The sequence below is a fragment of the Telluria beijingensis genome (genome assembly GCF_030770395.1).
GTDB lineage: Bacteria > Pseudomonadota > Gammaproteobacteria > Burkholderiales > Burkholderiaceae_D > Telluria > Telluria beijingensis.
On sequence record NZ_CP132480.1, the window covers coordinates 1,277,798 to 1,295,753 of the forward strand.

Here is a 17,956-nt window from a genome sequence, read left to right on the forward strand (position 1 = left end):
CCCGCGAGGGATCCGGCCCTTTTTTTATCCGACGCCGGCTGCGTTTCAGGCGTCCGGCCAGGGCGTCAGGATCTCGAAGCCGTTTTTGGTCACCACGATCATGTGTTCCCACTGCGCCGACAGCGAACCGTCGCGCGTCATCACGGTCCAGCCATCCTCGAGCTGGATCACGTCTTCCTCGCCAATATTGATCATCGGCTCGACCGTGAAGGTCATGCCTTCCTTGAGCAGCAGGCCGGTGTTCGGGCGGCCGTAGTGCAGCACCTGCGGCTCTTCGTGGTAGACGCGGCCGATGCCGTGGCCGCAGTAGTCGCGCACCACCGAGTAGCCGGCGCCTTCGGCCAGCTTCTGGATCGCGTGGCCGACGTCGCCCAGGCGCGCGCCGGGGCGCACGGCGCGGATGCCGGCCATCATCGCTTCATACGTGGTGTCGACCAGCTTCTTTGCTTCTGGATTCGGCGTGCCGGCGAAGTACATTCGGCTGGTGTCGCCGTGCCAGCCATCCTTGATCACAGTGACGTCGATATTGACGATGTCGCCGTCCTTCAAGATTTCTTTTTCGCTCGGGATGCCGTGGCACACCACGCCATTGACCGAGGTGCACAGGGTTTTTGGAAAGCCGTGGTAGCCGACATTGGCCGGGGTGGCCTTCTGCACCTTGCGGATGTAGTCGTGGCAGCGGCGGTCGAGTTCTTCGGTGGAGACGCCGGGGACGACGTATTCCTTGATCATTTCCAGGACTTCGGCGGCCAGGCGACCGGCGACGCGCATCTTGGCGATGTCCTTGTCGTTCTTGAGTTTGATGGTCATATAAAGGGGAATCGGGCGCTGCGTGCTGCAGGCAAACCGCCATGATACCGGGTCAAGCGGGGCAGGGTGGGATGTGCAAGTAAAAAGGCGCTGTTCGCGTTAATTATGCGAACCTTTCCCATTCGCGCCGGTCTCAGCCACTGTCGAGTTAACTCATCGGGTGGCGGTGATGCAAGGCTTAGGCTTCGAAGTAGTATTTTCGGCACTGACTTCCCTGCATCTGGAGACTGATGACGTCGCCAAGTTGCGGGAGTGGGTCGCCGCCATCGTCCACCCTGGCGAGTGCCTTCGGTTGATTGCCGAGGCCGCCGGCACGCCGTGCTGTCCGCATTGCCAATGTCCGCGCGTGCATCGCTGCGGTTCGGCCAGCGGGCTGCAGCGCTGGCGCTGCCTGGCCTGCCGGCGCAGCTTCAACGCGTTGACCAATACGCCGCTGGCGCGCCTGCGCAAGAAAGCCGTCTGGTTGCCCTACCTGCAATGCGTATTGGGGTCGCGCACGGTCCGCGCAGCGGCCGAACTCGTCGGCGTGCACCGTACCACCAGTTTCCGCTGGCGCCATCGCTTCGTGCCCGGGGCCGCAAGCAAACGTCCAGCTCGCCTTGAGGGCATGGTCGAGGCCGACGAAACCTATATGCTCGAATCGCAGAAGGGCTCGCGCCACCTGGCGCGGCCACCACGGCGGCGCGGCGGCGTGGCCAGTCGGCGCGGCATCAGCCGCGAACATGAGTGCCTGCTCGTCGCGCGCGACCGGGGCAGGCGGACGCTGGACTTCCATACCGGCCGCGGGCCGGTCAGCGCCGCCCGGCTCGAGGATTGCCTGAGGCCGGCGCTGGCGCCGGATGTGCTCTTGATCAGCGATTCGGCAGCCGCTTACCGGGTCTTCGCCTCCCATGCCGGCATCGCGCATGAGACTGTCAATCTGCGTGCCGGGATCAAGGCCCGCGGCACGATCCATCTCAATAACGTCAATGGCTGGCATGCCCGATTCAAGACCTGGCTCAGACGCTTCAACGGCATCGCCAGTCGTTACCTGATCAACTACTCCGGCTGGCAGCGCTTCTTGGACGACGGCGCATTGCGTACTCCAGCTCAATTGCTAACCGCTATTATCCAGTGTGCGATTTGCCGATGCAAAGTAACGAACTAACGCGAACAGCGCCAGTAAAAATGCCCGCCCGGCAAGGCCGGGCGGGCATCGAGAAACCCTTCAGGAGAGGGCCCGAAGGCCCTGTTCCATTAGAAGTTCTGGGTGTAGCGGACGTAGAAGAAGCGGTCCAGCGACATGTCTGCATCGACCATCGAAGCCGAAGCCTGGGTGCTGTACACGATGCGTGGCGACTTGTCGAACACGTTGTTGATACCGAACAGGACGCGAGCATCCCAGTTGGTCTTGTAGCCAACGCTCAGGTCATGGATCGTGACCGAACCAATCTTGTTGGCGCCGGTACCGAACGATGCTTCGAAGTCAGGCAGGTTGCACTCTGCGTCGGTGTAGCAGATGTCCTTGACCGGGCTGTAGTAACGGAAGCCCCAGGTGGCGCTCCAGTTGCCCAGCGACCAGTCGAAGTTGGTGTTCGACTTCACGCGGTTGTAGAAGTACTCGCCGGCGTAGTTGTTCCACTCCGAATCGGCGCCGCTGCGGGTACGGAACTTGTCGACGTACGAGGTTTCGTTACGCACACCGAACTGGCCGTAGGCGGTACGTGGCAGGCGATACGAGATCGACATGTCCAGGCCTTCGGTTTCCATATTGCCCAGGTTGGCATTACCGCGCTGCAGTGCATTGATCTGGCCGGTGACCGGGTCACGACGGATCACCGAGCAGAAGTTGGCGCTGTTGTTGATGAAGCACTCGTTGGCGACGTAGGTCGCGCTGATCGCGGTGATACGGTTCTGGATCTGGATGTTATACCAGTCCAGGCCGACGCTCAGGCCAGGCACGAACGATGGGCTGTACACGAAGCCGACGGTACGGGTCTTCGCAGTTTCTGGCGTCAGGAACTGGTTGCCGGCGCCCGCGTTGAAGGCCACGGTCGACTGGGTGCCCGCGGCGCCGTTGAGGACTGCGCCAGCCTGGTTGACCTGGCGGTAACCGGCGAAGGTGCCCGATTGCACGCAACGTGCCTGGACTGCCGGGTCGCGTGCGGCTTCGCCGAACACGGTGTCGCATGGATCCAGGAAGGTGTCGAAGGTCTGGGTGCCGCCGCCGAAGGTGTCGCCCAGGGTTGGAGCACGGAAGCCTTCAGCCCAGGTGCCACGCACCAGCAGGTCGTTGACCGGCTTGTACATGAAGCTGAACTTGCTGTTGTTGGCCACGCCGAAGTTGCTGTAGTCCGAGTAGCGGTGCGCCAGGTTGAAGCTCAGCAGGTCTGCGAACGGGACGTCCTTCAGCACTGGAACGTTCAGTTCGGCGTACGCTTCACGCACGGTGTAGCGGCCGTAGGTCGGCGCGCCTGCCAGTTCGGTCGAGTAGCCCGATTGCTCGAACTGGCCCGGCACTTCCTGGCCCTTGACTTCGCGGTGCTCGATACCGACTGCCAGGCCCACGGCGCCGGCTGGCAGCTGGAACAGTTCGCCAGCCAGGTCGGCGGTGGCGCTGTTCACGGTCGAGCCGTAGCTCTTCTGCGAGGTCGAGTTGATGTAGGCCAGCGCTTCCGGGGTCGAGGCCGATGGGCCGCCCAGGATGTTGAACGGCACGCACGACGACAGGCCGATTGGCGCATCAGGGGTACCGCACTGCACGACGCCGCTGGCGTTCATGAACGATGGGCCCAGGGCGCGCTTCAGGTTCAGCAGGTTGATGTTGCCGACGCCGAACTGCGAGCCGGACACCTTGCTGTGGTTGTAGCCAGCGCTCCAGTTCCATGCCAGATCCTTGATGGTGAATTCACCTTCCAGGGTCGCATCGATGTGCAGCGTGCGGTTTTCGGTTTCGGTCTGACGGGTCAGCTCGATGGTGCGGCGGGCGAAGAACAGGTCCTGGCCCAGGCCAGCGCCGGCAACCTGGTTGCCGTACGGGTTCCAGTAGCTGTCCTTGTCGACATAGACCGGGTAGGTGGCCTGCGAGATCGAGGTCAGCGGGTAGCCGGCGATCTGCTGGTTCGACTTGCGCTGCGAGTACATCGCGGTGGTCTTGAAGCGCATGTCTTTCGGCAGCGCGACTTCGCCCTTGACGAACAGGGTGTCCAGCTTGCTTGGGATCAGCAAGTCCATATCCTGGGACGAGTTGTACTTGTCTTCCTGGATGCCGTTGTTGAACGCGTGGTAGTTGTTCGGGTTGCGCGGATCGGCGCCGACGCCACGGCCGTCATAGGTGCCGGTGTGGTTCAGGACCTGGTTGAAGCCGCCCTGTGCCGGGTTGGTCAGCGTGCCGCCGTTGGCCGGGTTGACCGGGGTGATGCGACCCCATGGGCCAGCGCCCAGGCCGTCGAATTTGTACTGTGGACCACGGCCGAAGGCGGTGATCTCGCGCGCCTGGGTGTCCACGCGGCCCGATTCGGTGTGCGACAGGCCGAACATCAGCGAGGCTTTTTCATCGCCGGCGCCGTAGCTCAGCGAGAAGTCCTTGTTCTTGCCGTCGTTCTTTTCGTTCTGGCCGGTGTACAGGGACAGCTGGCCGCCCTGCATGTTCTTCTTCAGGATGATGTTGACCACGCCGGCGATTGCGTCCGAGCCGTAGATCGACGAAGCGCCATCCTTCAGGATTTCCATGCGCTCGATCATTGCCGACGGGATGGTCGACAGGTCGGTGAAGCCGTCGACCGACTGGGTCCAGCGCTTGCCGTCCACCAGGACCAGCAGGCGGTTCGAGCCCAGGTTACGCAGGCTGACGTACTGGCCGCCGATTTCGCTGTTCGAGGTCAGGGAGCCCGAACGCGAGAAGTCAGGGGCGCCTGCCGACGACAGGTTATTCAGGATGTCGCCAACGGTGACCAGACCGGTACGCTGGATCTGTTCCTGGTTCATGATCTGGATCGGTTGTGCGGTTTCCAGGTCGACTTGGCGGATACGGGAACCGGTCACTTCGACGCGCTGCAGGTTTTGCTGCTGCGAAGTTTCCTGTGCGACCGCTGCGGTCATGCCGAGGGTCATACCGCCGAGGCAGATCGCGCGGACCGACCGGGACAAGAGTGTTTCCATCATGTTGCAAACTCCTAGGGGTGAAAACGCGGCGGCACCATGGGAAGGGCACTGCCACCGAAAATGTCGCTATGCGACTACCTGAAAAACGCTACCTGGTTGGTTCAACGAGTTTTCAAGCTAGCAATAAAACCATTTGCAGAGCGTCACTGTCAATGCATACAAATGATGTATGACGTTTGTGTTGCAGAAATGTGTATTTACCGATTGCCAGTTTGACAAGTTGTTGACTCACTGGTCAACAAATGATCTAAATTTTGTCAAAAGGAAAAAAGCCCTTCCGGCTAGCGCCGGAAGGGCTTTTTGAGCAATTAAATTGCTTTTGGGCAGCGTGACTTAGAAGGCCTGGTTGTAGCGAACGTAGAAGAAGCGGTCGATCGGCAGTTCCGGCGACACCGACGACGACGACGAGTTGCCGCCGGTCGCCGAGCCGGCGCTGTAGTTGATTTCCGGTTTCTTGTCGAACACATTGTTCGCGCCGAACAGCAGCTTCGCGTTCCACGGCAGGGCATAGCCGACCGACAGGTCGCCGTACCACATCTCGCCATGGCGGTTGTAGCCGGTACCCCAGCTGGCCGCTGCAGTCGGATCCGAGCAATAGATGACCTGGGTCGCCGAGTAGCAACGGTTCTTCTGGCTGCTGTAGAAGCGGGCCGTGAAGGTAGCGCTCCAGTTGCCCAGGCTCCAGTCGAGCGAGGTATTCGACTTCACGCGGAAGATGTCGTACTCGCCGGCGTATTCGACCCACTCGCTGTCCAGGGTCGACTGCTGCTTGTACGAATCGGTGTAGGTCGATTCGCTGCGGATGCTGAACTGGCCGAAGCGGGTGCGTGGCAGGCGGTAGTTGATCGCCACGTCGACGCCTTCGGTCTCGACCTTGCCGCGGTTCGTGTTACCGATCTGCAGATCGACAACCTGGCCGGTTGCGTCACGACGGATCAGCGAGCAGAAGTTCGATACGTTGTTGACGTAGCACTCTTCCAGAGTGTTGGTGGCCGAGACGCCAGTGATCAGGTTCTCGATCCGGATGTTGAACCAGTCCACGGACACCGAGAAGCCAGGTACGCTCGACGGGCTGATGACCAGGCCCAGGGTGCGGGTCTTGGCCGATTCCGGCTGCAGGAAGGAATTGCCGGCGCCGGTGGTGAACGGGAACGGCGTCTGGGCGCCGGTCGCGCCGACGTCGGCGCCGGTCTGGTTCTTCTGGCGGAAGCCGGCCGGGACGCCGGCGGCCGCGCAGCGCGCCGCCACGGTCGGGTTACGCGCCGCTTCGCCGTGCAGGCTGTCGCACACGTCCAGGTAGCTGGCGAAGGTCTGCGAGCCGCCGCCGAAGGTGTCGCCCAGGGTCGGCGAGCGGAAGCCTTCTGCGTAGGTACCGCGGGTCAGCACGTCGCGGATCGGTTTCCACATGAAGCTGAACTTGCTGTTGGTGGTCGAGCCGAAGTTCGAGTAGTCCGAATAGCGCGTCGCCGCGTTCAGGCTCAGCAGTTCGGCGAACGGCACGCCTTTCAGCAGCGGCACGTTGGCTTCCAGGTAGGCTTCGCGCACGGTGTAGCGGCCGTAGGTGGCGTTGCCCGCCAGGCTGGACGAATAGCCCGACTGCTCGAACTGGCCCGGCACGTCCTGGCCGCGCACTTCGCGGTGCTCGATACCGCCCGCGATGCCGACCGCGCCGGCCGGCAGCTGGAACAATTCGCCGGTGATGTCGGCGGTCGCGCTGTTGACGGTCGAGCCGTAGCTCGCCTGGGCGGTCGACATCACGTAGTCCAGCGCTTCCTGGGTCGAGGCCGATGGGCCGCCGAGGATGTTGAACGGCACGCAAGCGGCCAGGCCGATCGGCGCTGCCGGGGTGCCGCACTGCACCACGCCCGAGGCGTTCATGAACGATGGGCCGAGGGCTTTCTTCAGGTTCAGCAGGTTCAGGTCACCGAAGCCGCGCACTGCGCCGTCGACCTTGCTGTGGTTATAGCCGACGCTCCAGTTCCATGGATTGGTGCCGAGGTTGAATTCGCCTTCCAGCGTGGCGTCGATGTGCAGGGTGCGGTTGTTGTTGTCGGTCACGCGCGGCACGTCGATCGTGCGGCGGTAGAAGAACAGGTCCTGGCCATTGCCGGCGCCGGCCACCGAGTTGCCGTACGGGTTGTAGTAGCTGTCCTTGTCGACGTAGACCGGGTAGGCGGCCTGGGACGTCGAGCTCAGCGGATAGCCGGCCACGGTACGGTTCGACTTGCGGTCGGCGTACATCGCGGTGGTCTTGAAGTTCATATTCCACGGCAAGGCCACTTCGCCCTTGACGAAGATCGAGGTCAGCTTGCTCGGCGTCAGGAAGTGCATCTGGCTCGTCGAGTTGAACAGGTCGTCCACGCCGTTCGCGAAGGTGTGGTAATTGTTCGGGTTGCGCGAATCGGCGCCGACGCCGTCGCCCAGCGGACCGCCGGTGTGGTTCAGGACGCGGTCGAAGCCGGTCGGGCCGCCGGTCGCGCTGACCTGGCGGATACGGCCCCATGGGCCAGTCCCGAGGCCGATGTTGGCGCGGTCCGGACCGTTGGTGGTGGCGGTGATGTCGCGGGTCTTGGCCCAGACCGGACCCTGCTCGGTGTAGGTCAGGCCGAACAGCAGCGAGGCCTTGTCGTCGCCGGCGCCGTAGGCGAGCGAGTAATCCTTGGTCTTGCCGTCGTTCTTCTCGTTCTGGCCGTGGTAGATGCTGGCCTGGCCGCCCTGCATGGATTTCTTCAGGATGATGTTGACCACGCCCGAGATCGCGTCCGAGCCGTAGATCGAGGAAGCGCCGTCCTTCAGGATCTCGACGCGTTCGATCAGTGCCGACGGGATGGTCGACATATCGGTGTAGCCGTTGACCGACTGGCTCCAGCGCTTGCCGTCGACCAGCACCAGCAGGCGTTGCGAGCCCAGGTTGCGCATGTCGAGGAACTGGCCGCCCTGTTCGCGTCCTGCGCCCAGCGCGGTGCCTTTGCTGAACGCCGGGACGCCCGCCGAGGACATGCTGTTGATGATGTCACCGACGGTGACCAGGCCGCTCTTCTGGATCTGTTCCTGGCTCATCACCTGGACCGGCTGCGCGGTCTCGAGGTCGACTTGACGAATACGGGAACCGGTCACCTCGACGCGCTGCAGTGCTTCCTGCGCGATGGCGGTCAGTGAAGGCAGTGCGAGCGCGACGGCCAATGCGATCTTCGTTCGTTGTTGCATGTGCTCTCCATCCTGCGTTCCACGGGTGTGGAACGACTTTTTATGATTAATAGGTGCAACCCGTGCGCATGCGGACGCCCGTGGGTAACGGGGGTTCCGTCGTGCATACACATCCCTATAAAACCATTCTGTGTTGACTAGTGTCAACGCGATGGGAGGGTGTTTTTGTGGCAAAAACAACAGTTATCAAAAAGAAATTAAATGACCTAAAAGTCAGCTGAGCATATGTACATTTGGAGTGCAAAAATGCATGCCATGACATGGCATGTGCACGGTGGACGTGCATGCGCACCGGGGTGGTGCGCATGGAAATTTGAAGGGATAAAAACGGCAGGGTGAAAGGGAAATCAGTCGCCGAAGCAGGCCTGCCACAGCGCCTGCACGCTGTCGGCATGCACGCCCACCAGCGCTGGCTCGACCCTGGCCTTGTCCTGGCCCTGCAGGCGCACGCCGTGCTGCAGCTTGCGCATGGCGCGGTAGGCGTCGGCGACCCGGGCCGCGAGGCCGGCGTCGATCAGGCCCAGCTCGCCGCAGCGGCGCAGCAGGGCGATGTTGCCGGCGTTCGCGGTCAGCTGCGGACAGCCGGACGCATGGCGCAATACCAGGTATTGCACGATGAACTCGATGTCGATCATGCCGCCCAGGTCGTGCTTGAGGTCGAACAGCTCGCCGCGGTTGACGTTGGCGTCGCGCATGCGCTGGCGCATGCGCACCACTTCGTCCTTCAACTGCCGTTCCTGCCCGCTGCGGTCCTTGCGCAGCACCTGCTCGCGGATGGCCTCGAAGCGCGCGCCGATGGCGGCGTCGCCGGCGCAGAACCGGGCGCGGGTGAGCGCCTGGTGTTCCCACAGCCAGGCCGCGTCGTTCTGGTAGCGCTCGAAGGCGGCGACCGACGACACCAGCATGCCGCTGGCGCCGTCCGGGCGCAGGGCGATGTCGACGTCGAACAGGATGCCGGCCGCGGTATGGGCCGTCATCCAGGTGATGAAGCGCTGGGCCAGGCGCGCATACAGGGGCGGCGCGTCCTGGTCCTCGTCGTCGTATAAAAAGATGACGTCGAGATCCGACACATAGCCCAGTTCCTTGCCGCCCAGCTTGCCGTAGGCGATGACGGCGAATGCGGGCTCTTCGCGATGGCGCCCGTTGACCGCGCGCCAGGCGTGTTTGACGACGGCGCCGACGACCATGTCGGCCAGCGCCGACAGGTGGTCGGCCAGGTGCTCGACCGACAATTCTCCGGCCAGGTCCAGGGCCAGCAGGCGGAACAGTTGCGCGTGGTGGGCTTCGCGCAGGATGTCGAGCTGGCGCTCGGTATCGCCGGCCGCTTCGCACAGGTGCTCGTCGAGGATCGCCGCCAGCTGCGCCAGGTCGCCGGCGCCGGCGTTGCGGTCATCGAGCAGTTCGTCGAGCAGGATCGGGTGCTGGGTCAGGAAGGTGGCGGCCCAGCCGCTGGCATTGATCATGCGGATCACGCGCTCGAGCGTGTGCGGGTACTCGGTCAGCAGCGACAGGTAGGCCGAGCGGCGCGCGATCGCCTCGAACAGGTCGAGCAGGCGGCCCAGGGTGGCGGCGTGGCTGCCCAGCCCCGCTTCGCGCACCACGGTGGCGACCAGGGGCAGGGCGGCGTCCACCAGCGCCATCAAGCGCTCCCGGCTGGCGTCCGGCAGGCTCGCCAGGCGCGGCCCCTGCAGGGCGGCGGCCAGGCGCGCGCCGGCGCCGCGGGCATCGTCGAAGCCGAGGGCCGCCAGGCGGCCGGTGAGCGCGTCCACATTGTCCAGTTCGTCGGCCAGCGCCGGGGCGTCCGGGTCGTCGTCCGGCTTTTCCTTGTCGGCGAAGATGGCGTCGAACTGCTGGGCCACGTAGCTGCGCTGCTCGTCCAGCGCCACCAGCAGTGAGGCTTCGTCGTCGAAGCCCATCATGCGCGCCACCGCCAGCCGGTCGTCCTCGCCCACCGGCAGGGTGTGGGTCTGGGCGTCTTCCAGGTATTGCACGCGGTGCTCGAGATTGCGCAGGAAGGTGTAGGCCTGCAGCAGGCGCTCGACCGTCTCGTGCGGCAGCAGCTCGCGCTCGGCCAGCAGGCGCAGGGTCTGGCGGGTCGAGCGCTCGCGCAGGGCCGGGTCGCGGCCGCCGCGGATCAGCTGGAACACCTGGGCCAGGAACTCGATCTCGCGGATGCCGCCGCGGCCCAGCTTGACGTTGTGGCTGCGCTCGGGATGCAGGCGCTCCTGGCGTTTCACTTCGGCGCGGATCTGGGCGTGCATATTGCGGATCGCGTCGATCACGCCAAAGTCGAGGTAGCGCCGGAACACGAAGGGCCGCACGATGGCGTCCAGCGCCGCGATATCCTCCGGTTCGCCGGTGACGGCGCGCGCCTTGACCCAGGCATAGCGTTCCCACTCGCGGCCCTGGACGATCAGGTATTCCTCGACCATGCCCAGGCTGGCAGCAAGTGGGCCCGACTTGCCGTTGGGGCGCAGCGCCATGTCGACCCGGAACGTGAAGCCATCCTCGATCACTTCGGACAGGGCCGCGTTCAGGCGCCGTCCCAGGCGCACGAAGAACTCATGGTTCGATAGTTGCCTCTGGCCGGGGCCGGCCGCGGTCTCGCCGTCTTCCGGGTAGACGAAGATCAGGTCGATGTCCGACGACACATTGAGTTCGCCGCCGCCCTGCTTGCCCATGGCCAGCACCATCAGGTGCTGGGGGCGGCCGGATTCTTCTCCGACCGGCATGCCGTGGCTGGCGACCAGTTCGTCGGTCAGGCGGGCGACGTGGGTCTGGATCGCGAAGTCGGCGAAGGCGGTCATGGCGGTCACCACTTCGTCGAGTTCGGCCTGGCCGCCCAGGTCGCGCGCCACGATGGTCGAGACCAGCAGGTTGCGCACGCGGCGCATGGCCCGTTCCAGCGGCAATCCATTGCCCAGTTCGCGCTCCAATAGCGCGCGGAAATCGGCGCGGTCCAGCGATAATGATGACAATTCGGCCAGCTGGGCGGCGCGTTCGGGAGCGGCATCGAGCCAGCGTTGGACGAAGCGCGAAGCGCAGGCGGGAGAAACTGGGGTCATCGTCGATCCTGGTGGTTGCCGGTCGGGCAGGGTGGATTTGGCAGGCCGGCTTTAAGGTCCAGCTCACCGACGATGCGGTAAAATGGCCCGCCCATCGGACGCAATACCGCTGCCTGGGTCAGCACCGATGGTAAGGTAGACGCCGCAACTGTTGCAAGCGACCTGTTTATTCAAGAGTTAACTTTACGGCGAGCCTTTGTTATTAGCACCTTGATGCACAACCCGGATCCGCAGGCAGCCACTGCGGCATCGCCGCTGGCCGTGCGCTGGCGGCGGCTGCGTGCGGCCTATCGGGTCGCCAACCTGGCTTCGCACCACGTGCTGGGCTTCACCATCAAGCTCGTGCTGCTGGTGTATTTTGCGCTGGCCGTGCTGTTCCTGGTGCTGCGCTACGCCATCCTCCCCAATATCGACGTTTACAAGGGCGACATCGAGCGCGTGGCCAGCCATGCGCTCGGCAGCCGGGTCACGATCGCGCGCCTGGCCGCTTCCTGGCACGGCATGCGCCCGGCGCTGTCGCTCAGCGAAGTGCGCCTGCACGACGCCGCGGGGCGCCAGGTGCTGGCGCTGCCGCAGGTCGACGCGACCCTCGGTTGGTGGAGCGTGGCCGCCTTCGAGCCGCGCTTCGCCACGCTCGAGATCAAGGGGCCGCAACTGGCCGTGCGGCGCGGGCTGGACGGCGTGATCGAGGTCGCCGGCATCCGGCTCGACCCGAACCAGGCCGGCGGCGGCGGCGCCGACTGGCTGCTGCGCCAGCGCGAGATCGTGATCCGCGACGGCCGGGTCGACTGGCGCGACGAGCTGCGCGGCACGCCGCCGCTGGTGCTCGAAGGCGTGACCCTGGCCCTGCTCAACCGCTGGGGCGCCCACCATTTCGCCCTGCAGGCGACGCCGCCGCGCGCCCTGGGCAGCCCGGTCGACGTGCGCGCGCAGTTCCGCCACCGCTTCGGCGAACGGCCGTCGGACGTGCTGCGCTGGAAGGGCGAGCTGTACGCCGACCTGCGCGACGTCGACCTCGGCGCCTGGAAGCGCTTCGTCGATTATCCAATCCAGCTCGAGCGCGGGCGCGGCTCGCTGCGCGCCTGGGTCAGCTTCGACCAGGCGAGATTGGCCGGCTTCACGGCCGACCTGGCCCTGGCCGGCGTCGATGCGCGCCTGGGCAAGGACATCGCGCCGCTGCGGCTGGCGCGCGTCAGCGGCCGCCTGTCGGCGCGCGAGGAATTGCTGCCGAACGGGGCCGACGGCAAGCCGACCTTCGGCGCCCACGGCCACACGATCCGGCTCGATAACTTCGCGGTGGCGGTGCAGGGCGGCCGCGCGCTGCCGCCGGCGACGCTGGAAGAAACCTGGCGCCCGGCGAAGGATGGCCAGCCCGAGCGCGGCGCCCTGCGCGCGCGCGGGCTCGACATCGGCGCGCTGGCGGCGCTGGCCCAGTACCTGCCGATCACGCCGGTGCAGCGCCAGCTGCTGGCCGACTATGCGCCGCGCGGCATGCTGCAGGACGTCAGCGCCGAATGGGATGGCCGCTATCCGCATGTGAGCGGCTGGCGCGTGCGCGGCGACGTGGCCGACCTGGCCCTGAACGCCGTCGCCGCGCGGCCGGCGCGCGCCGCCCAGGGCGGCATTCCGGCCTTGCCGGCGCGGCCGGGCACGCCCGGCTTCGAGCACCTGAGCGGCCATATCGATGCCAACCAGGGCGGCGGCACGGTGGCGCTCGATTCCACCGGGCTGGCGCTGTTCATGCCGGCCTGGTTCGCCGAACCGCGCATGCCGTTCGACCAGCTGGCGCTGAAGGCCAACTGGACCTTTGAGCCGGGCAAGCAGCTGGCGGTCGAGGTCGATGAATTGAATTTCCGCCAGGGCGACTTCACGGCCGAGGTGTCGGGCCGCCACGTGCTGCCCTTGATGCCCGGCCATGGCCCCGGCACGGCCGACTTCACGGGCGAACTCGACGGCTTCGCGATCGACCAGATCGGCCGCTTCCTGCCGCTGGCGACACCGCACAGCCTGCACGACTGGCTGGTCGGCGCCCTGCAGGGCGGGCGCTTGCAGGGCGCCAGCCTGCGCCTGCGCGGCGACCTGGCGCAGTTCCCCTTTTATGCCAATAACGCGGCCGAGCGCGCGCGCGGCGAGTTCAACGTGGCGGGGCGGCTCGAGAATGCCCGCCTGGAGTACGCCCCCGGCCACCGCCATCCGGATGGCACGCCGATGTGGCCGCTGGCCGAGGCGATCGACGGCACGATCGAATTCGACCGCGCGCGCATGGAAATCCACGGCAAGACCCTGCGCACCCTGGGCGTGGCGCTGTCCAACGTCAAGGCGGTGATCCCGGACCTGGGCGCCCACGAGAACATGATGCTGGAGATCGACGGCCAGGGCGCCGGGCCGCTGCAGGAATTCCTGCGCTATGTGTCCGTCACGCCGGTGCTGGACTGGATCGGGCATTTTACGGAAGACACGCGCGGCAGCGGCAATGCCAAGCTTGGACTCAAGCTGCGCATGCCGCTCTCGCACTTGCACGACACCAAGGTCACGGGCAGCCTGCACCTGCAGAACAACGACGTCAGCCTGTTCCCCGAGCTGCCCACCTTGCAGGCGGCCCAGGGCCGGATCGATTTCCATGACCACGGCTTCGGCCTGGAAGGGATCAAGGCGAACTTCCTGGGCGAGCCGGTCGCGGTGGCCGGCGGTACCCAGCGCGACGGCAGCACGCGGGTCGCTTTCGATGGCATCCTGTCGGCCGAGGGCATGCGCCGTACCGCGCCGGCGCCGGCGCTGGGACGCCTGGCCGAGCGGCTGTCGGGCAGCACCGGCTACAGCGGCACGATCGTGGTGCGCGAAGGCCGGCGTACTATTGCTGTCAGCTCCAGTTTGGCCGGGCTCGGCGTCGAACTGCCGCACCCGCTGAACAAGGCGGCCGACGCGACCTTGCCGCTCGGCTTCGTGCTCGAAGGCGCGCCGACCATGGCCGGCCTGGGCCGCGACGAGATCCGGGTCGGCGTCGGCCCCAACCTGGCGGCGCGCTACCTGCGCGAGAAGCAGGGCAAGGGCCCGTGGCGGGTGACCCAGGGCGGCATCGGCGTCAACGTGCTGGCGCCGCTGCCCGACGAGGGCATGATGATCCACGTCGATTCGAAGGCGCTCAATATCGACCACTGGCTGGCGGCCGGACGCGCCATCGCGGGCGAGGGCGAAGCTACACCGGCGCCGGCATCGGCGCCGGCCGCCGCCGGCGCCGACTTCACCCAGTATGTGTTGCCGACCGTGCTGGCTGGCCGGGTCAGCGAGCTGACGATCGGCGAGCGGCGCGTGGCCGACGTCGTGGTCGGGGCCACCCACCTGCGCAATACCTGGCAGGCCAACCTGCATTCGCGCCAGGCCAGCGGCTACCTCACCTGGGCCGAGACCCCGAGCGGCCTGGGCAAGGTCACGGCGCGCCTGGCCTCGCTGACGATTCCCGAGTCGGCCGAGGCCGAGGTCAAGGACCTGCTCGAATCGAACCGCGGCGCCACCGCCACCATCCCTTCGCTCGACATCGTGGCCGAGCAGTTCGAGCTGTTCGACAAGCGCCTCGGCCGGCTCGAACTGCGCGCCAGTAATGTGCGCGCGCTGGCGGGGCGCGAATGGCGCATCGACCGCATCGCGCTCGCCAATCCGGACGGCGAGTTGAAGGCCAACGGCCGCTGGCTGACCAAGGATGGCAAGAGCAATACCAGCCTGAATTTCGCGCTCGACCTGATCGATGCCGGCAAGCTGCTGGACCGGGTCGGCTTCCCCGGCACCATCGGCCGCGGCAAGGGCACCCTGAGCGGTGATATCTCGTGGGCCGGCCTGCCGTATGCGATGGACATCCCGAGCCTGTCGGGCCAGATCGAGATGAATGTGGAGTCGGGCCAGTTCTTGAAGCAGGACCCGGGCGCCGCCAAGCTGCTGGGCGTGCTCAGCCTGCAAGCGCTGCCGCGCCTGCTCAAGCTGGATTTCCACGACGTGTTCTCGGAAGGCCTGGCGTTCGATGGCATCAGCGCCAACGCCATGATCGAGCGCGGGGTGCTGCGCACCGACAACCTTAAAATGCATGGGGTGGCGGCCACGGTCCTGATGGACGGCAGCGCCGACATCGCCAACGAATCGACCAATCTGCGCGTGGTGGTGATCCCCGAATTCAATCTCGGCACCGGGCCGCTGGTATATGGCCTGGCGGTCAATCCGGTGATTGGCCTGGGGGGCTTCCTGGCCCAGCTGTTCCTGCGCGCGCCGGTGATGAAGGCGCTGACCTACGAGATGCAGGTGACGGGGCCGTGGAAGGCGCCGGTCATTACCAAGATCGACAACCCGGCCCGGCCCGCTAGCCCGCCACCGAAAAAGGACTGATATGACGACCGTAGCCGCGATCCAGATGGTGTCCACCCCGCAGGTATCCGACAACCTGGCCACCGTGCGCCGCCTGGTGGCCGAGGCCGCCGGCCGCAGCGCCACGCTGGTGGCCTTGCCGGAATACTGGCCGATCATGGGCATGAGCGATGCGGACAAGGTCGCGCACGCCGAGGCGCCGGGCAGCGGGCCGATCCAGGATTGCATGGCGCAACTGGCGCGCGAGCACGGCGTCTGGCTGGTGGGCGGCACGCTGCCGATGGTCTCGCCCGAGGCTGGCAAGGTGCTCAACACCACGCTGGTCTACGACCCGCAGGGCCAGTCGATGAGCCGCTACGACAAGATCCACCTGTTCGGCTTCAACAAGGGCGCCGAATCGTATGACGAGGCGCGCACCATCGTGCCGGGCGAGACGGTGGGCGTGTTCGACGCGCCGTTCGGCCGGGTCGGCCTGTCGGTGTGCTACGACCTGCGCTTCCCAGAGCTCTACCGTGCGATGGGTGAGTGCGTCTTGAATATCGTGCCGGCCGCCTTCACCCACACCACCGGACGCGCGCACTGGGAAGTGCTGCTGCGCGCGCGTGCGATCGAGAACCAGTGCTATGTGCTGGCCGCGGCCCAGGGTGGGCTGCATGTCAATGGCCGCCGCACCTATGGCCACAGCATGCTGGTCGACCCCTGGGGCGAAGTCAAGGCGGTGCTGCCGGAAGGCGAGGGCGTGATCGTCGGCGAACTCGACCCGGGTTACCTGGCGGGTGTGCGCGAGAGCTTGCCGGCATTGCGTCACCGCAAGATGTAAGCCGTGGCGGCGAGACCGGGCGCGTTCGCGTCCGGTATGAAAAAACTGGATATGGCACAATGACTTATCCCCATGAAAGACCAAACGCAACCATGACTCCATTCGAACCGAATCTTTCCTCCATCGCCGTCGCGCGCGACGTGCTGTTGACGCCTTTCGGCCTCGACGAGGGCAAGCTGCTGCGCGCGCTGGGGACGATGTTCACGCACAAGGTCGACTATGCCGACCTGTATTTCCAGTTCACCAAGAGCGAAGGCTGGAGCCTGGAAGAAGGCATCGTCAAGACCGGCAGCTTCTCGATCGACCAGGGCGTCGGCGTGCGCGCCATCTCGGGCGACAAGACGGCGTTTTCGTATTCCGACGAGATCTCGGAGCGCGCCCTGCTGGACGCCGCCAGCGCCACGCGCACCATCGCGCGCGCCGGCGCCGGCCGCATCAAGGTCGCCGGCAGCACGCTGCCGACCGGCGGCCGTTCGCTGTACCTGCCCAACGACCCGCTGGCCTCGCTCGACGCGACCGCGAAGGTGAAACTGCTCGAGCGCGTGGAAAAAATGGCGCGCGCCAAGGATCCGCGCGTGGTCCAGGTGATGGCCGGCCTGGCCGGCGAATACGATGTGGTGCTGGTGGTGCGGAGCGACGGCGTGCTGGCGGCCGACATCCGGCCGCTGGTGCGGGTGTCGGTGACCGTGATCGCCGAGCAGAACGGCCGGCGCGAAGTCGGTTCGTCCGGCGGCGGCGGGCGCTACGACTATGCTTATTTCAGCGACGAGGTGCTGGACCGCTACGCCACCGAGGCCGTGAAATCGGCCTGCGTCAACCTGGAAGCGCGGCCGGCGCCGGCTGGCCCGATGACCATCGTGCTCGGACCGGGCTGGCCCGGCGTGCTGCTGCACGAGGCGGTCGGCCATGGCCTGGAGGGCGACTTCAACCGCAAGGGCTCGTCCTCGTATGCCGGCATGATCGGCCAGCGCGTGGCGGCCAAGGGCGTGACCGTGGTCGACGACGGCACCCTGCAAGACCGCCGAGGCTCGCTGAACATGGACGACGAGGGCAATCCAACCCAGTGCACGACCCTGATCGAGGACGGCATCCTGAAAGGCTATATCCAGGACACGATGAATGCGCGCCTGATGAAGATGCCGATCACCGGCAATGCGCGCCGCGAATCGTTCGCTCACCTGCCGATGCCGCGCATGACCAATACCTATATGCTGGGCGGCGACAAGGACCCGCAAGAAATCCTCGCCTCGGTCAAGAACGGCCTGTACGCGGCGAACTTCGGCGGCGGCCAGGTCGATATCACCAACGGCAAGTTCGTGTTCTCGGCCAGCGAGGCCTATATGATCGAGGACGGCAAGATCACCTATCCGGTGAAGGGCGCGACCCTGATCGGCAACGGCCCGGACGTGATGAACCGCATCTCGATGATCGGCAACGACATGCGCCTGGATTCGGGCGTGGGCGTGTGCGGCAAGGAAGGGCAGAGCGTGCCGGTAGGTGTTGGCCAGCCAACCCTGCGCATCGATGGGGTGACGGTGGGCGGTACGGCCTGACCGGTATC

8 protein-coding genes are annotated in these 17,956 nt (G+C 65.8%); 4 read left to right on the top strand and 4 right to left on the bottom strand.

Translation table 11 applies throughout. The annotated features are described in order from the left end of the window. Positions 1 to 45 precede the first annotated feature (45 nt). Positions 46 to 810 carry a type I methionyl aminopeptidase gene (map, locus tag Q9246_RS05710; RefSeq protein ID WP_306396112.1) on the bottom strand — a complete coding sequence of 255 codons (765 nt, stop codon included), beginning with the start codon at positions 808 to 810 and terminating at the stop codon, positions 46 to 48. A 169-nt stretch (positions 811 to 979) separates the two neighbouring features. Here map and Q9246_RS05715 point away from each other — a divergent pair, with 169 nt between their 5' ends. Beyond that, positions 980 to 1,957 (top strand): IS1595 family transposase, encoded by a 978-nt coding sequence (locus tag Q9246_RS05715; RefSeq protein WP_306396114.1) that lies wholly within the window; start codon positions 980 to 982, stop codon positions 1,955 to 1,957. An 89-nt stretch (positions 1,958 to 2,046) separates the two neighbouring features. On the opposite strand, the gene Q9246_RS05720 is transcribed toward Q9246_RS05715, so the two are convergent. The 3 genes from Q9246_RS05720 to glnE all read right to left on the bottom strand — a co-directional run bounded on the left by Q9246_RS05720 (position 2,047) and on the right by glnE (position 11,225). After that, on the bottom strand, positions 2,047 to 4,938 hold the full coding sequence (locus Q9246_RS05720; RefSeq protein ID WP_306396115.1) for a TonB-dependent receptor domain-containing protein: 2,892 nt from the start codon (positions 4,936 to 4,938) through the stop codon (positions 2,047 to 2,049). 348 nt (positions 4,939 to 5,286) lie between these two features. Then, on the bottom strand, positions 5,287 to 8,160 hold the full coding sequence (locus Q9246_RS05725; protein WP_306396116.1) for a TonB-dependent receptor plug domain-containing protein: 2,874 nt from the start codon (positions 8,158 to 8,160) through the stop codon (positions 5,287 to 5,289). A gap of 347 nt (positions 8,161 to 8,507) precedes the next feature. Continuing rightward, on the bottom strand, positions 8,508 to 11,225 hold the full coding sequence (glnE, locus tag Q9246_RS05730; RefSeq protein WP_306396117.1) for a bifunctional [glutamate--ammonia ligase]-adenylyl-L-tyrosine phosphorylase/[glutamate--ammonia-ligase] adenylyltransferase: 2,718 nt from the start codon (positions 11,223 to 11,225) through the stop codon (positions 8,508 to 8,510). 213 nt (positions 11,226 to 11,438) lie between these two features. On the opposite strand from glnE, the gene Q9246_RS05735 reads away from it, so the two are divergent. The 3 genes from Q9246_RS05735 to tldD all read left to right on the top strand — a co-directional run bounded on the left by Q9246_RS05735 (position 11,439) and on the right by tldD (position 17,948). Then, positions 11,439 to 15,596, top strand: a complete 4,158-nt coding sequence (locus tag Q9246_RS05735) for a YhdP family protein (RefSeq protein WP_306396119.1) — start codon at positions 11,439 to 11,441, stop codon at positions 15,594 to 15,596. A 1-nt stretch (position 15,597) separates the two neighbouring features. Continuing rightward, positions 15,598 to 16,395: a carbon-nitrogen hydrolase family protein gene (locus tag Q9246_RS05740; protein ID WP_306396120.1), complete on the top strand. Its 798-nt coding sequence runs from the start codon at positions 15,598 to 15,600 to the stop codon at positions 16,393 to 16,395. Between the two features lie 92 nt (positions 16,396 to 16,487). Further along, positions 16,488 to 17,948, top strand: coding sequence for a metalloprotease TldD (gene tldD / locus Q9246_RS05745; protein WP_306396121.1), 1,461 nt, complete (start codon positions 16,488 to 16,490; stop codon positions 17,946 to 17,948). Positions 17,949 to 17,956: the final 8 nt, after the last annotated feature.

What these genes read in the sequence shown, in the direction of transcription:
- map (WP_306396112.1), bottom strand. Translation starts at nt 810, where the DNA reads ATGACCATCAAACTCAAGAACGACAAGGACATCGCCAAGATGCGCGTC.
- Q9246_RS05715 (WP_306396114.1), top strand. Translation starts at nt 980, where the DNA reads ATGCAAGGCTTAGGCTTCGAAGTAGTATTTTCGGCACTGACTTCCCTG.
- Q9246_RS05725 (WP_306396116.1), bottom strand. Translation starts at nt 8,160, where the DNA reads ATGCAACAACGAACGAAGATCGCATTGGCCGTCGCGCTCGCACTGCCT.
- glnE (WP_306396117.1), bottom strand. Translation starts at nt 11,225, where the DNA reads ATGACCCCAGTTTCTCCCGCCTGCGCTTCGCGCTTCGTCCAACGCTGG.
- Q9246_RS05735 (WP_306396119.1), top strand. Translation starts at nt 11,439, where the DNA reads ATGCACAACCCGGATCCGCAGGCAGCCACTGCGGCATCGCCGCTGGCC.
- Q9246_RS05740 (WP_306396120.1), top strand. Translation starts at nt 15,598, where the DNA reads ATGACGACCGTAGCCGCGATCCAGATGGTGTCCACCCCGCAGGTATCC.
- tldD (WP_306396121.1), top strand. Translation starts at nt 16,488, where the DNA reads ATGACTCCATTCGAACCGAATCTTTCCTCCATCGCCGTCGCGCGCGAC.